Below are 14,193 nucleotides of genomic sequence, written 5' to 3'. Positions count from 1 at the left end.
GGATGATAAGGATGAACAGATTACATACCTTGATTAACACGATTGAACCTATCCATCATGAGGTGGCGCATCAAGCCAACGATCATTTGAACCAATTGACCAAGCCGCAAGGCAGCTTAGGAAAGCTGGAGGATATCGCTCGCCAAGTTGCAGGAATAACAGGAGAAGTGATGCCGACTTTTGATAAAAAAGCGGTTATTGTCATGGCTGGTGATCATGGTGTTTGTGAGGAAGGCATTAGTGCCTTCCCAGCGGCAGTGACACCGCAAATGGTGCTCAATTTCCTGTATGGCGGTGCTGCTGTTAATGTGCTGGCTAGACATGCCGGTGCTGATGTGGTTTGTGTGGATATGGGGGTCAATGCGGAGCTGGAGCATCCGAATCTCGTCTCGCGCAAAGTAAGAATGGGCACGCGCAACATGGCGAAGGAAGCGGCTCTTACGCTGGATGAGACGATTCAGGCGATACTAGCAGGGAGCGAGATCGTGGACGATTTGGTGGCAAAAGGCTACCGACTTTTCGCCACGGGTGAAATGGGGATTGGCAATACAACGGCAAGCGCAGCGATTTTGTGCGCGTTGACGGGGTTAGACACAGGCCTTGCTGTGGGCCGTGGAACGGGCATCGACGATGCGACTTGGCTGCATAAGCAGTCGGTTGTGAATACAGCGCTGGATGTGAATGGATTGCGCGGGGCGGGTGCAAGTGCGAAGGATGGCTCAACCGCCGAATACGCGCTTGAGGTGTTAAGCAAGGTCGGCGGATTAGAGATCGCCGGACTCGTTGGGGTGATCTTGGGCGCAGCGAAGCATCGCTGCCCGGTTGTTGTCGACGGCTTCATCTCGTCGACAGCGGCGCTCGTGGCGAGCCGATTAGCTCCGCTAAGCGCGTCCTACATGCTCGCCTCGCACTTATCGCAGGAGCAGGGGCATACGAAGCTGCTCGAGTCGGTTGGCCTCGCAGCGATGCTGCAGATGGATATGCGGCTCGGCGAAGGTACGGGAGCTGTACTTGTATTCAACTTGATCGATGCCGCAGGCAAGATCATGAAGGAAATGGCGACGTTCGAAAGCGCAGGCGTATCGCGAGGGTAACGAGAAGAAGCAGAGAAGGAGGCGAGGGCGCCATGGCGGTTCTGGTAACGGGCGGCGCGCGCAGCGGCAAGAGCTCCTTCGCGGAGAAGCTGGCGATGCATCGCAGCAAGCAGGGGGTGTACATCGCGACCTCCCACATCTACGATGAGGAAATGAGGGAGCGTGTGGGGCTGCACCAGCAGCAAAGGCTCCTCTCGGGGTTCCCTTGGGAAACCCGAGAGGAGCCGTATGCGCTGCGGGCTTGCCTCGAGCAGCTGCACGAGAGCGGCGAGGGGGCTGTGGTGTTAGTCGACTGCCTGACCCTGTGGCTGACGAATTGGCTGCTTCATTACGAAGCAGCTAGTGACGCCGTTCAGCTTGTAACGAAGCAACTGGATGAGCTCGTGGAAGCCGTGTCCTCCTACAGTGGACAACTCATCCTGGTTACGAATGAAGTGGGTGACGGCATTGTGCCGGAATACCCGCTAGGGCGTCAATTTCGAGATTTGGCCGGTCGGATGAATCAACGCGTGGCTGAAGTTTGTCAGCAAGTGTTCCTGGTTACGGCAGGTATCCCGATAGAACTCAAGAGTAGAGCTTATGTTTTAGACTAATAGAGCTTGAAGTAAGTACGGAATGGTGAAGCCCTTATGTGGATATACACTTGGCAGGAAATCGTCTGGATGACGGCTTCTGCGATAGCTTTGGATTGGATGATTGGTGATCCAAAATGGCCCACTCATCCCGTAATAATCATGGGACGTTGGATTCGCTGGGTGGAGGACAGGCTGCACCCAAGAGAGACAACGAGTATGCTAGTAGGTAAGCACCCTAAATGGCTGCAAATGAAAGGCGTACTGCTCACTCTTTCCACAATCACACTGAGCTTTGTTGTGGTTCTTGTGCTGGTACATTTTGCTAACGATATTCATCGTTGGCTTGGATATGTCGTTTCCACTTGGCTGATCTCCACAACTGTGGCGGTCAAAGGTCTGAAGGATGCCGCGTATCTGGTCTACAATCCGCTGCGCGAAGGCAATCTCGCGGATGCTCGCAAGTACACCGGCTATATCGTAGGCCGGGATACGGATGCGCTCCACGAGGAGGAGCTCACGCGAGCCGTCGTGGAGACGGTCGCGGAGAACATCGTGGACGCGGTCATCGCGCCCTTGTTCTACGCGCTCATCGGCGGGGCGCCGCTCGCAATGCTGTACCGTGCATCGAATACGCTGGATTCGATGGTTGGCTACCGAAATGACAGATACCGTCATTTCGGCACCGCGTCGGCCCGCTGGGACGACGCCATGAACTGGATCCCGGCGCGGCTCACCGGGATCCTGCTGATCCTCGTGGCCCTGGCGAAGCCGGGCCTCTCAGCTCCACGCGCAGCGGCGGCGATTCGCCGCTTCGCGCATCTACACCCCAGCCCGAACAGCGGGATCCCGGAGTCGGCGGTAGCCGGGGCACTCGGGATCGAGCTTGGCGGGCTGAATCTCTATGGCGGCGCTGCGAGTGAGCGCGCCCGCCTGGGCTGGCCGCTGCGTCCGCGGACGCAGCGGGATATTGTGCACGCCGTGAGCATGCTATACGGCGTCAGTTTTCTAGTGATGGGAGGACTCCTGTGCGTCATACTCGTGCTTTGGTAGATTGGCTAGGAGCCGGCCTAGCCGCCTTTCAATTTCTGACTCGTCTGCCGATCCCGGTACAGATTAACTATACAGAGCGCGTATTTCAGCGCAGCTCGGTCTTTTATCCCTTCGTCGGCTTCGTGATCGGACTGCTTCTCCTATTGGCAGGAGAAGGCCTCTCCCACGTGTTACCGACCATGCCAGCAGCTGTCTTACTCCTCACACTTTGGGTGGTTCTCACAGGCGGACTGCATCTGGATGGTCTGATGGATACAGCAGATGGCATTCTCAGTCACAGGCCTCGCGAGCAAATGCTTGAGATTATGAAGGATAGCCGCGTTGGTGCAATGGGCGTTATCGTATGTGTTCTTCATTTATTACTAAAATGTTCTTTGCTATATACGATGCTGGATACTAATCCTTCAGGTGAACGAGGTAGTCTACTAGTCCTGCTGGCCATCATCCCGATTTGGAGTCGGTGGTTCATGGTTGCGGCAATAAAGAATTGGCCATACGCACGACCGAGTTCTGGTTTAGGCAGCCTGTTCCGTGGCGTAAACAACAGGCATGTCACTCTTTCCCTAATAGTAGCCCTGTTAACTACTACGTTAATCGTTTACTTCGTTAACCCAACATCGTTGCCGAGTTGGAGTATCGTCTTAGGCTTCACTGTCGTTACGATTCTTGCAGGGGCAGGCATCGCCGCTTACATCAGCAGCAAACTAGGCGGACTTACCGGAGATACCTATGGTGCTTTAAACGAGCTGCTGGAAAGCGTGCTTTTACTTGCAGTCATCATCATCATTGGCATGTAGGGTAGGCTCTGTCTGTAATCTATTCGTGAAAGGAATGACCCATATGTTAGAGCGTTATGGACACGGGGGCGATCTGTGGACGGCGGAGGAAGCTTTTCATCGGCCGAAGGAGCAGTTTCTTGATTACAGCTCTAATATGAATCCTCTGGGGCCTCCTGAAGTGGTGAAGGAGATTCTAGCAGCGGGCTGGCGTGATATCGTCAAATACCCAGATCCTGCTGTACGTGAACTTCGCCAGAAGCTATCACTGAAATACGAGATCGATCCCGAAAGTATTTTAGTTGGCAACGGTGCAGCAGAGCTGATTGATTTGATCATTCGAGTGTTGAAGCCAAGAACGACTGGCCTTGCAAGGCCCTCTTTTAGCGAATATGAAGAAGCGGTACACAAAACGGGTGGTGGTCTAATCAACATCCCGTTACATCCTCAACATCAATTTGTGCTGCAATGGCCTGACATCGAAGCAGCATTACCAGCTGTTGACTTGTTTTTCCTCGGACACCCTAACAATCCCACGGGTAAACTACTTCCTCGCCATGTGTTAAACAGTTTGCTCCAGAGTCGGCGTAAGCTTGTACTTGATGAGGCTTTTATGGATTTTGTTCCTCAGGAGGCGGAGCATTCGCTTCTCAAGCTTGCTTCTACAAGTCATGATCTCGTCGTGATCCGCTCCATGACGAAGTTTTACTCGATCCCTGGTATTCGTTTAGGCTTTATGGTGGCTCACCCTGAACTCATTCAGCAACTGCGACAGCAACAGGTACAGTGGAGTGTGAATTACCTCGCACAGCGAATTGGCTCAGCAGTTCTAGAGGATGAGGCCTTTGAACAGTCCAGCAGGCAGTGGTTGAGCGTGGAGAAGCCTTGGTTTATGGAGCAGCTGAGTCAATTAGGGTTAGAAGTTGTCCCGAGTGATGTGAATTTTGTGTTGTTTTCATTTCCTATGTCGAGTGGGATAAGTGTTAAGCAAGCTCAACTCCATATGGGCCATCAAGGGATTCTGATTCGGGATGCTTCGTTATTTGAAGGGCTGAATGAACGGTATTGTCGCGTAGCGATACGACTTCGGGAGGACAACGAGCGTTTACTCCAAGCCTTAGCAATAATGATGAACGACTTATCTAGGAATGGAGGTGCAGACCATGCGTGAATCGAAGTCAGCGGTTCTTATGATTCAAGGCACAGCTTCCGATGTTGGCAAAAGCATTCTTACGGCGGCTCTGTGCCGTATTTTTGTTCAGGACGGCTGGCTGACGGCCCCTTTTAAATCACAAAATATGTCCCTCAACTCCTACATTACGTTCGATGGCAAAGAGATTGGCAGAGCGCAAGGCGTGCAAGCAGATGCTTGCCGAATTATCGCCACGACAGACATGAACCCGATTCTGCTCAAGCCTAAGCAAGACATGGTCGCCCAAGTTGTTGTTCATGGTAAGCCTTATGCAGATTTGGATGCTAGAACGTATAGAGAATCTTACTTGCCACGAGCGGAAGCGATCGTGAAAGATGCATTAGAACGCTTGCGCAGCGAATATGATATTGTTGTTCTGGAAGGTGCAGGAAGCCCGGCTGAGGTCAATCTGAAGGATCGCGACATCGTCAATATGCGACTGGCTGGTTGGGCAGATTCACCGGTTCTGCTGGTTGCTGATATTGACCGTGGCGGGGTTTTTGCTTCGATTGTAGGTACGCTTGAAATCTTAACTCCCGAAGAACGAGATCGGGTGCAAGGATTTATCATTAATAAATTTCGCGGGGATGTCAGCTTGCTGAAGCCTGGCTTGGATTGGTTGGAAGAGCGCACAGGGAAGCCAGTTCTCGGCGTTATTCCCTATTTGCAGCAGCTGGGTATTGAGGACGAAGATTCAGCTTCACTTGATTCCAAACGGGCACAAAGCAGGAGGTCTTCGAACAATCATGGGAAAAAATCCGATCAATTGGACGTCGCCGTTATACGCTTGCCTCGCCTTTCGAACTTTACGGATTTTGATCCTCTAGAAGAGGAAACGGACGTATATTTCCGTTACATCGATCATCTTGCTGACTGGGGAGAGCCAGATGTGGTCTTACTTCCTGGAAGTAAGAATACGATGGAAGACTTATGCTACCTGAAGGAGTCGGGGTTAGCTGCCCGATTAATCTCTTTTGCTCAAGAGGAAGATGGTTGGATCGTTGGGATTTGTGCGGGGTATCAAATGCTAGGTGTCTCACTTTCGGATCCTGGGCGGTACGAATCGGAGCATGCGGAGCTTGAAGGTTTAGGCCTGCTGCCGACGGAGACTGTGTTTACGCCGGATAAACGAACAGTACGGGTACAAGGTGTCAGTACGCTTTTCGCTATGGAAGGATATGCGTTTAACATTGAAGGCTACGAAATCCACATGGGGCGGACGCAATGCCTGCAAGATTTCAATGCGCCATTCCAGATTGCTGAAACCAACGCAGTTTCCTCCGTACAAGCCGAAACTCCCATGCATCAGGACGGAGCAGTCACCCTAAATGGACGTGTATGGGGAACCTACATCCATGGTATTTTGCACAATGATGATTTTCGTAAAGCTTGGCTAAATCAGATTCGCATACATAAGGGCTTAGCCCCAGTCTTACAAGGACTTCGATATAAAGAGCGCCGAGAAGCGGCGTTTGATCGATTGGCTGAGCATGTAAGAGCTCACTTGGATATGGAGCGAATCTGTGAGATGATGGGAGTAACACATCCTAAGAAACGGGAGGGGTTCTGAGATGAAAATATATACGCGTACGGGAGATGCTGGGCAAACCAGCGTGATCGGCGGTCGAGTGGACAAAGATGATGATCGCGTCGAAGCCTATGGGACGACCGATGAGTTGAATAGCTTCCTAGGTCAAGCGATGAGCTTCATGGATCCGCAGAAATATCCGGATTTACTGCCTGATTTATTGCAGATTCAGCATGAACTGTTCGATTGCGGTGCAGATCTTGCGCTTTTGAAGCAGGATCTACGACCTTACAAAGTAACAGCTGACATGGTGGATGCCCTAGAGGCGTGGATTGATAAATATGATGCAGAGACGCCAGATATTACGCGCTTTATTTTGCCAGGTGGCGGGACCGTGTCATCGACTTTGCATGTATGTCGTACGGTATGCCGAAGAGCAGAGCGTTTGGTCGTAACCCTCGCTCGCACGCAGGAGATTAATCCCGAGGTACGCCGCTATTTAAATCGATTGTCCGACTTTTTCTTCACGATTGCCCGCACAGCGAACTTCCGCGAGGGGATTGCAGATGTGGAATATATACGCAGCGCTGAGGTGTTTAAACGTAAATCATGAGCTATTATGAACCATTAGTATACATTGTTCCGCCAGAGGAAGAGGGCTTTATTCTCAAAACGGTGCTGCAAAAAAGGTTGATGGTCTCACGTAAATTGTTATCCCGCATCAAACTTACGGAACGTGGGATTACCGTTAACGGGGAGAGGCAGTACATTAATATCAAAGTGAAGGCTGGCGACCGTGTGGAAATTCGGATGGAGGAAGAGCAATCGGAGGACATTCTGCCTCAGGATCTTCCGCTGCACATTCTGCATGAAGATGAGCATCTGCTCATCCTGGCTAAGGATGCGGGCATCATCGTCCATCCGACCCATGGTCATTATGTGAATACGATTGCGAATGGTGTCGTGTACCATTGGCAGCAAGCGGGGATTACGTGCCGTTTCCGACCCGTACATCGACTGGATCAAGAAACCTCGGGCGTTCTAGCCATCGCGAAAACACCTTATGTGCATCAGCAAATTTCCGAGCAAATGATTCAGCATCAGGTGAAAAAAGAATACCTTGCCTTCGTCTGGGGCCAAGTAGCCTCCCCTGCTGGGACAATCAATGAGCCCATTGATCGTGATGACGATCAGCCTCATGTACGCATCGTTAGGCCTGATGGATATGCTGCGGTGACGCATTACGAGGTTGTGAAACAATTCGAAAAGGCCGCACTTGTCCGGATTTGGCTGGAAACCGGGCGTACGCATCAAATCCGTGTCCATATGCGACACTTAGGTCATCCGCTGTTGGGGGATAAAATGTACACATTGCCTCAGTTCGAGGCTAATGCGGTCGAACTTGAAGCTAGCGGACGGTTACATCGTCAGGCGCTTCATGCGTATAAACTAGGCTTTATACATCCAGGCACAAGGGAATGGACAGAATTTAACGCACCTTTACCTGCAGATTTATCTGAACTTGAGCAATGGTTGACCGATAAGGATAAATAATTAAAAGCCATTCCAATTTTTGGATGGTTTTTCTTTGCAATTACTTGACTTTCCTTGGCAATTAGCCCAAAATTTTAAGTAGTTCTTATGAGAGCATCATACAGCATAAAGGAGTTATTACAACGTGGGAGTTAAAATGTATGGTTACGATAAATGTGGGACGTGCCGGAGTACAGTAAAGTGGCTGAAAGCGCACGATGTTGAAATTACAGATCAAGTCCCTTTATTTGAAACACCGCCTACAGCAGTTGAACTAGCGGAATTGCTTAAGTTAAGCGGATTTGAGATTAAGAAGTTTTTCAATACATCAGGTGAAGTCTACAAAGAAATGAATTTAAAAGACAAGCTGCCTAGCATGTCACAAGAACAAATGCTTGAATTGCTAGCCTCCAATGGGCGACTAATCAAGCGGCCTATTGTAACGGATGGTCATAAAGTGACCGTCGGCTTCAAAGAGGAAGTATTTGAGGAAGTTTGGGCGAAGGGGTGATGTGTACATGGGAGACAACCAGAAACCAGCACGCAAAAAGTCACCACTAGCCATTGGCGGTTTCATCGCTGTCCTCTTATCACAAGGCAAGCTGCTGCTTGCCGCTTTGAAGTTTGGCAAAGTTGGCGGTGCCGTCATTTCGATGTTCATCACGATCTGGGCTTACGCCTATTTGGCGCCATTGCCATTCGCGATTGGGATCGTACTCATGATCCTGATTCACGAGCTAGGCCACGTGCTTGCAGCGAAGATAAAAGGGTTACCGGTTTCTGCGCCAGTCTTCATCCCGTTTCTTGGTGCTTTGATCACGATGAAGAAGCATCCAACTGATGCGGTAACAGAAGCTTTTATCGGCATTGGTGGTCCTATTCTAGGCACCCTCGGAGGCGTTGCTGCTTTTGGCGTTGGCATGTATGTCGATTCAGCTGTAATCGTTTCCGTTGCCTATGCTGCTTTTTACCTTAATCTAATCAATTTATTGCCTATTCATCCTTTGGACGGCGGACGAATCTCGACTGCGGTAACACGTTGGTTATGGTTGCTTGGATTGATTGGCGGGCTCGTATTTATTATTTACATCGATAGCTATTTTTCGAGTAAAGTTATTTTCTTTATCATCTGGGCGATGTTTGCTTGGGATTTGTATAAGAAATATGTGCGGTATCGCCATAAAGAAGAGCGCGTTACTGTCGCTACAAGATTCGAATTTCCAGCCAATCATTTATTGCAGCAAGGCTATATGATCCCAGGTGAGAGTCACACGCGTGACTTGGACTATATCACTTACTCGGAACTACAGGGCCCAGGCGCTGGCCGACAAACCTTGACGATGTCTTGGCAGGGTATAGGATTTGAGGGGCAAGCTTATCTGCCTGTACAGGCGATCGTCAGGAGAGTCCAATTGGTAAAAGTGGAACGTATGAATAAAGAGGATGGCTTGCACCTAGGTCTTCAGGTTCAAGTGGAATATACCCCTCTTGGGCTGCAGGAGAACTATTATGACGTGCCAGTCAAGACACGCTGGAAGTTCGGTATTTCGTATTTGGTATTAATCTTATTTTTGCTGTATATGATTAGACTCGTTCATCAGGTCGGCATTATTACATGACAATTACATAATGAGGAAGTTATCCATGACATTTAAAGGATCTAGACGGCTGCAACAGCTGGGCTCAGCCATTTTTTCTAAAGTAGCAGAATGGAAGAGAGAGGTTATGAACCAAGGGGTGGACGTCATAGATTTAGGTATAGGAAGTCCTGACCTCCCTCCATCACAGCGAATTTTGGACGCAATGGCGGAAGCCGTTCGTACCCCATCTCATTACGGTTATCCCACATCCGAAGGGAGCCTAGCGTTTCGCGAAGCTGTAGCCAAATGGTATCAGTATCGTTTCGGTGTAGAGCTTAATGCTGAGACTGAAATCTTGACCTTGATGGGCTCACAAGATGGTCTTGCTCACTTAGCGCTTTCACTCTGTGATCCTGGGGATGTCGCTATTGTCCCCGATCCAGGTTACCCCATATATTCGGCTAGTCTCGTGTTGGCGGGTGTTGAGCCCTACTTACTTCCGCTGCGTGCAGCTAATCAATTCTTACCCCAATTAGAGGACATCCCAGATGACGTGGCTGCTAAGGCGAAATTCATCCTGCTTAACTATCCAAGCAATCCGTTGTCTGCTGTTGCAGATCGTGCTTTCTTTGAGTATTTGATTTCCTATGCCAAGAAGCATGATTTGCTTGTTGTACACGATCTTGCCTATTCCGAAATGGCCTTTGATGGCTATAAGCCGATGAGCATTTTGGAAATTGAAGGTGCTAAGGAGGTTGCCGTTGAATTCCATTCTTTATCCAAAAGCTTCAATATGGCAGGCTGTCGCATCGCATTTTTAACCGGTCATGCAGATGCGGTCAAGGCTCTCAAGACGCTCAAATCGAATATTGATTATGGGGTATTCGGAGCTATTCAGGCAGCAGGTATTGCAGCTTTGGAAGAAGACATGGAAAACGATCACACTGTCTCAAGTATTTATGAGAAGCGACGAAATGCATTTATTTCGGCATTAAATGATGCGGGTTGGATCATTCCACCACCGAAAGCAACGATGTTTATTTGGGCTCCAATACCCAAGGGTTGGACGTCTCGACAAATTTCCCGGGAAATGTTATTCCAGACAGGTGTTGTTGTTATTCCTGGCGATGCATTTGGCGCTGAAGGAGAAGGGTTTGTCCGTATTGCTTTAGTGCAAGATGAGGCTCGATTACTTGAGGCAGCAAGGCGTATAGGAGATTGGCTGCAATCCTTAGAATGAAAGTTAGAGATATTGGTAAAAATAGGAGAATGAGAGACATATGTAGAAGTAAGGTCTTACGAAAATTTATACGTTGAAAGGGGTAAGCATATGGATGCCATTTCTTCACTATCAGAGTTGTTAGCTGAACAGAAGCCGTCATCGTTCGTAGAAATTCCCGGAATTTTAGGACAGACGTTCGGGCAAGCGACAATAGCTGCTACATTACCTATTAGCAAACTATTTTCTATTTTTGAGGTTGATTTAGAAGTTCAACGTGCGATTATTCCACGTAACCTCTCCAAGCTAATTGACTATGTGAATTTATATTTAGAGGATCGCCAACCTATCTATTTCCCTGGCATTATTTTCTCAGCAAGAGGTGCAGGGCATTACGATGAGGAGCATGGGGCACTTCGTTTACAACCGATTGAGAAATTGTACGTTGTTGATGGTCAGCATAGATTAGCTGCTTTCCAGCGAATTATGGAAACGCTGCAAAGTCAGATGGCACGTGCGAAAGATCGTCGCGAATATGACAAAATGGAAGAAATTACGGAAAAGCTGCGCCGATTATATGCTTTCCCAATCTCAACAATGACGTACCTGGATATCAATGCGCGTCAAGAGCGTCAGTTGTTCTCCGACATTAACAAGCTTCCTCGTAAACTTGGAGGTAACTTGGCTGTACTACGTGATCAGCGTCGGTTCTATCATGTGGCTGCGACTGAACTAGCGGCGAAAGCGCCTGCCATGCAGAAGCTGACCGTCGATATGTTCTCAGAGCGCGGGAAATCGCCGGAGTATTTGTTCTCCTACCACTTGTTAATTGAGATTCTAGTGGGACTGTTTGAAGGGCGTATGAAGTCAGCCGCTCGTAATAACAACTATCAATATGCCGACAAAGATTTACAGGAGCTAATCTCTCTAGCAGGCGGTTATTTTAACGGATTATTGACACATTTGCCTTCCCCGACCAAGGGTGAAATCGTGTGGTCCGAGAATATCCAAATTGCGCTGGCTCTGTTCATGCATGAAGAAGCAACGAAAACAGGCAGCTTCAATCGCTATGCGCTTGAGCATGCTTTGAAAATATTACCGCATGTAAATTGGAATAGTATTTACGCAGGAGAAGAGAAGGATCGTTTGCCAAGACGTACACGTATCATGAAGGCTTACAATCATATTAAGAGCTTCTATCAAGAGCAAAATGCTTTCCTGATCAGTGACGCAGAAGCCTACAAAGCTAGTTTTGCCAATAAGGAGGACGTGAGCTAATGGAAGGATTACGCCTAAAAATGACCATCCATCCTTTCTGCGAAAGGTTCGGTCTAGCGACTGTTGCCTTACGCGTTCAGGACCTGCTGAACTATACCATGATCGATCCTATGGTTCAACGGAAGCTAAGTAACATGCAGCGCCGGAAGATTTCAACCTATTTGCAAGAACGTGAATTGGACCATGTCTTCTTCGGTCCTGTTACGCTGTCGCTGCGCGAGGTGAACCAGCTCTCCAAAGGGGCAAAGGAGTTCCTCTTGCGTCATGGCTCGAAGCTATCGATTCTTGATGGCCAACATCGTATTCTAGCTCTTGGTTATGTGAATGATCAGATGCAGAAGGAAGTACGACGCTATGAGAAGAAGCTGGCTCTGCTCAAGATTAAGCAGCGTAAGTTTAGTGATGATGCGGAGATTAAGCAAGAGGTTGAGGAAACCGAAGGTACGATTAATCAACTTGAGGGAAGACGCTTAGACCTTATGGAAACACAGCTTGCTGTGCAAATCTATATCGGTTTGACGGAAGAAGAAGAGCAGCAGCTATTCGGCGACATCAACTCCAAGGTACAGCTTGTTAGTAAGGAACTCGGACATTCCTTCGACTCTATTGATCCGCTTAATTTGGTCATTCAACAAGTTGTGGATCACAATGTGTACCTGAAGGCAGCGGGTGTGGAGAGACGCAGTAATTTGACCTCCTTTAACCGTAATTTTACGTGTTTCAGCTGGTTGTATGCGACCGCGACAATGCTGTTCTCAGGCAGAATGCAGCCTTCTTACGAGCTGCAGCGTAAAATTCGTCATGATCCATCGACGTATGTTGAAATCTTGCATCAGTTTTTCAATACGATCCTGCCAATGATGCCAGAACAGCCAGGGTTGGCGCAATATACATCCGCGAATCGTGTGATTCAAGAGAGTATTGCCCTGTATGCGAATCGTTTCTTATTCCCAAATGGCGAATATAACGAAGAGTGGACGCAGTCGCTACAGCTGTTAGATGGCTTTGATTGGTCGCATGACAATGAAGAGTTAATCTATGTTTTCGGCTCGTTGGATAATGGCAAAATCAATCTTATTCACGAAAAATCGTTGAAAAAGCATGTGAAGCTCGTGCAATTCTTCCTTGAAGGCACGGATTCAGCCAGCGATTCCGAAGAAGTATCCTCCGCATAAGCGGAGATATGGGAAACCTTTCTATCTCAATGGAAGTTGAGAGATAGAAAGGTTTTTTTGTGTTCCTATAGTAGTCTTTTAAAATATACGCATTCAACTCTTCATTCGTCTATATCAAAAGCGGAAAGCTAGAATACTATATCATATAAAGCTTGAAGGGAGGAAAACACAATGAGTTGCTCCGTATACGCTACTTTGGCTCATGTTGGACTTGGTACGGTTATTACGATTCATGCTGGCACTACACCAAATCATCAAGGTAGATTTCTAGGTATCCAAAATGGTAATGTTGTTATTGCAAATGGTGCTGGTACTGTATTCTATTTCCCAATTGATAAAATTGCTGTTGTTCATATTCCTTAATGATCGTATCCAAATGAAAGAATAAAAAAGCAAGAGAGCGGACGAGCTCTCTTGCTTTTTTTTAACATAGTAGAACGTATAAAATTCAAAGAGCAGGAGCCCCTTCTAAACGTGGCGGTCTTGCAGGCTCTGCGCCTACCGTACGTGCAAGGAAAGCGAACCGGTAGCCCGTCGCACGCTAGCGCACAAAAATAGTGCGCAAGGAGTCGATTCCGCCGGCAGTCGCATGCTAGCGCACAAAAATAGTGCGCAAGGAGGTGAATCCGCCGGTCATCGCCCGTTAGCGCACAAAAATAGTGCGCTAGGAAAGCGATTCCGCCGGCTGTCGGCCGCTAGCGCACAAAAATAGTGCGCAAGGAAGGCGATTCCGTCGGCCGTCGCCCGCTAGCGCACAAAAATAGTGCGCAAGGAAGGCGATTCCGTCGGCCGTCGCCGGCTAGCGCACAAAAATAGTGCGCAAGGAAGGCGATTCCGCCGGTCGTCGCCCGCTAGCGCACAAAAATAGTGCGCAAGGAAAGCGAATCCGTCGGCCGTCGCCCGCTAGCGCACAAAAATAGTGCGCAAGGAAGGCGATTCCGCCGGCCGTCGCCCGTTAGCGCACAAAAATAGTGCGCAAGGAAGGCGAATCCGTCGGCCGTCGCCCGCTAGCGCACAAAAATAGTGCGCAAGGAAGGCGATTCCGCCGGCCGTCGCACGCTAGCGCACAAAAATAGTGCGCAAGGAAGGCGAAACCGTCGGCCGTCGCCCGCAAGCGCACAAAATTTTGCGATAAAACCTTTCTCTCAACGCAGAGTAACGATAGTTCAAGAATGAATAGGATGAAGAGACGA

14 protein-coding genes are annotated in these 14,193 nt (G+C 48.9%); all 14 read left to right on the top strand.

The annotated features are described in order from the left end of the window. Positions 1-11 precede the first annotated feature (11 nt). The 14 genes from cobT (at position 12) to AC58QO_RS24235 (ending at position 13,363) form a co-directional block, all read left to right on the top strand. Positions 12-1,094, top strand: a complete 1,083-nt coding sequence (gene cobT, locus AC58QO_RS24300) for a nicotinate-nucleotide--dimethylbenzimidazole phosphoribosyltransferase (RefSeq protein ID WP_497270064.1) — start codon at positions 12-14, stop codon at positions 1,092-1,094. A 32-nt stretch (positions 1,095-1,126) separates the two neighbouring features. Further along, on the top strand, positions 1,127-1,687 hold the full coding sequence (cobU, locus tag AC58QO_RS24295) for a bifunctional adenosylcobinamide kinase/adenosylcobinamide-phosphate guanylyltransferase (RefSeq protein WP_497270062.1): 561 nt from the start codon (positions 1,127-1,129) through the stop codon (positions 1,685-1,687). A gap of 36 nt (positions 1,688-1,723) precedes the next feature. Beyond that, a complete protein-coding gene (cbiB, locus tag AC58QO_RS24290) occupies positions 1,724-2,719 on the top strand; it encodes an adenosylcobinamide-phosphate synthase CbiB (RefSeq protein ID WP_497270060.1) in 996 nt (331 codons plus the stop codon). Further along, on the top strand, positions 2,695-3,516 hold the full coding sequence (cobS, locus tag AC58QO_RS24285; RefSeq protein ID WP_497270058.1) for an adenosylcobinamide-GDP ribazoletransferase: 822 nt from the start codon (positions 2,695-2,697) through the stop codon (positions 3,514-3,516). The genes cbiB and cobS overlap by 25 nt, the downstream gene beginning before the upstream one ends. Positions 3,517-3,559: 43 nt before the next feature. Further along, entirely contained in the window at positions 3,560-4,666 is a 1,107-nt protein-coding gene (gene cobD, locus AC58QO_RS24280) for a threonine-phosphate decarboxylase CobD (RefSeq protein WP_497270056.1), read from the top strand. Then, positions 4,659-6,257 carry a cobyric acid synthase gene (locus AC58QO_RS24275; RefSeq protein ID WP_497270054.1) on the top strand — a complete coding sequence of 533 codons (1,599 nt, stop codon included), beginning with the start codon at positions 4,659-4,661 and terminating at the stop codon, positions 6,255-6,257. Before cobD ends, AC58QO_RS24275 begins: the two co-directional genes overlap by 8 nt. Position 6,258: 1 nt before the next feature. Then, positions 6,259-6,828 (top strand): cob(I)yrinic acid a,c-diamide adenosyltransferase, encoded by a 570-nt coding sequence (locus AC58QO_RS24270; RefSeq protein ID WP_497270052.1) that lies wholly within the window; start codon positions 6,259-6,261, stop codon positions 6,826-6,828. Then, positions 6,825-7,769: an RluA family pseudouridine synthase gene (locus AC58QO_RS24265; RefSeq protein WP_497270050.1), complete on the top strand. Its 945-nt coding sequence runs from the start codon at positions 6,825-6,827 to the stop codon at positions 7,767-7,769. Before AC58QO_RS24270 ends, AC58QO_RS24265 begins: the two co-directional genes overlap by 4 nt. A gap of 136 nt (positions 7,770-7,905) precedes the next feature. Further along, positions 7,906-8,259: an arsenate reductase family protein gene (locus tag AC58QO_RS24260; RefSeq protein ID WP_497270397.1), complete on the top strand. Its 354-nt coding sequence runs from the start codon at positions 7,906-7,908 to the stop codon at positions 8,257-8,259. A gap of 7 nt (positions 8,260-8,266) precedes the next feature. Next, positions 8,267-9,367 (top strand): site-2 protease family protein, encoded by a 1,101-nt coding sequence (locus tag AC58QO_RS24255; RefSeq protein ID WP_497270048.1) that lies wholly within the window; start codon positions 8,267-8,269, stop codon positions 9,365-9,367. A gap of 25 nt (positions 9,368-9,392) precedes the next feature. Then, positions 9,393-10,568, top strand: a complete 1,176-nt coding sequence (locus AC58QO_RS24250; protein ID WP_497270047.1) for an aminotransferase class I/II-fold pyridoxal phosphate-dependent enzyme — start codon at positions 9,393-9,395, stop codon at positions 10,566-10,568. A 90-nt stretch (positions 10,569-10,658) separates the two neighbouring features. Then, positions 10,659-11,825, top strand: coding sequence for a DNA sulfur modification protein DndB (locus tag AC58QO_RS24245; RefSeq protein WP_497270045.1), 1,167 nt, complete (start codon positions 10,659-10,661; stop codon positions 11,823-11,825). Further along, positions 11,825-13,000 (top strand): DNA sulfur modification protein DndB, encoded by a 1,176-nt coding sequence (locus AC58QO_RS24240; RefSeq protein ID WP_497270043.1) that lies wholly within the window; start codon positions 11,825-11,827, stop codon positions 12,998-13,000. The genes AC58QO_RS24245 and AC58QO_RS24240 overlap by 1 nt, the downstream gene beginning before the upstream one ends. 171 nt (positions 13,001-13,171) lie before the next feature. Continuing rightward, positions 13,172-13,363: a hypothetical protein gene (locus AC58QO_RS24235; RefSeq protein ID WP_056609441.1), complete on the top strand. Its 192-nt coding sequence runs from the start codon at positions 13,172-13,174 to the stop codon at positions 13,361-13,363. Positions 13,364-14,193: the final 830 nt, after the last annotated feature.

It is taken from the genome of Paenibacillus sp. J31R30, from assembly GCF_059692115.1.
The sequence above is the reverse complement of the archived record's forward strand: the minus strand, read 5'-3'. Positions and strand labels throughout refer to the sequence as shown.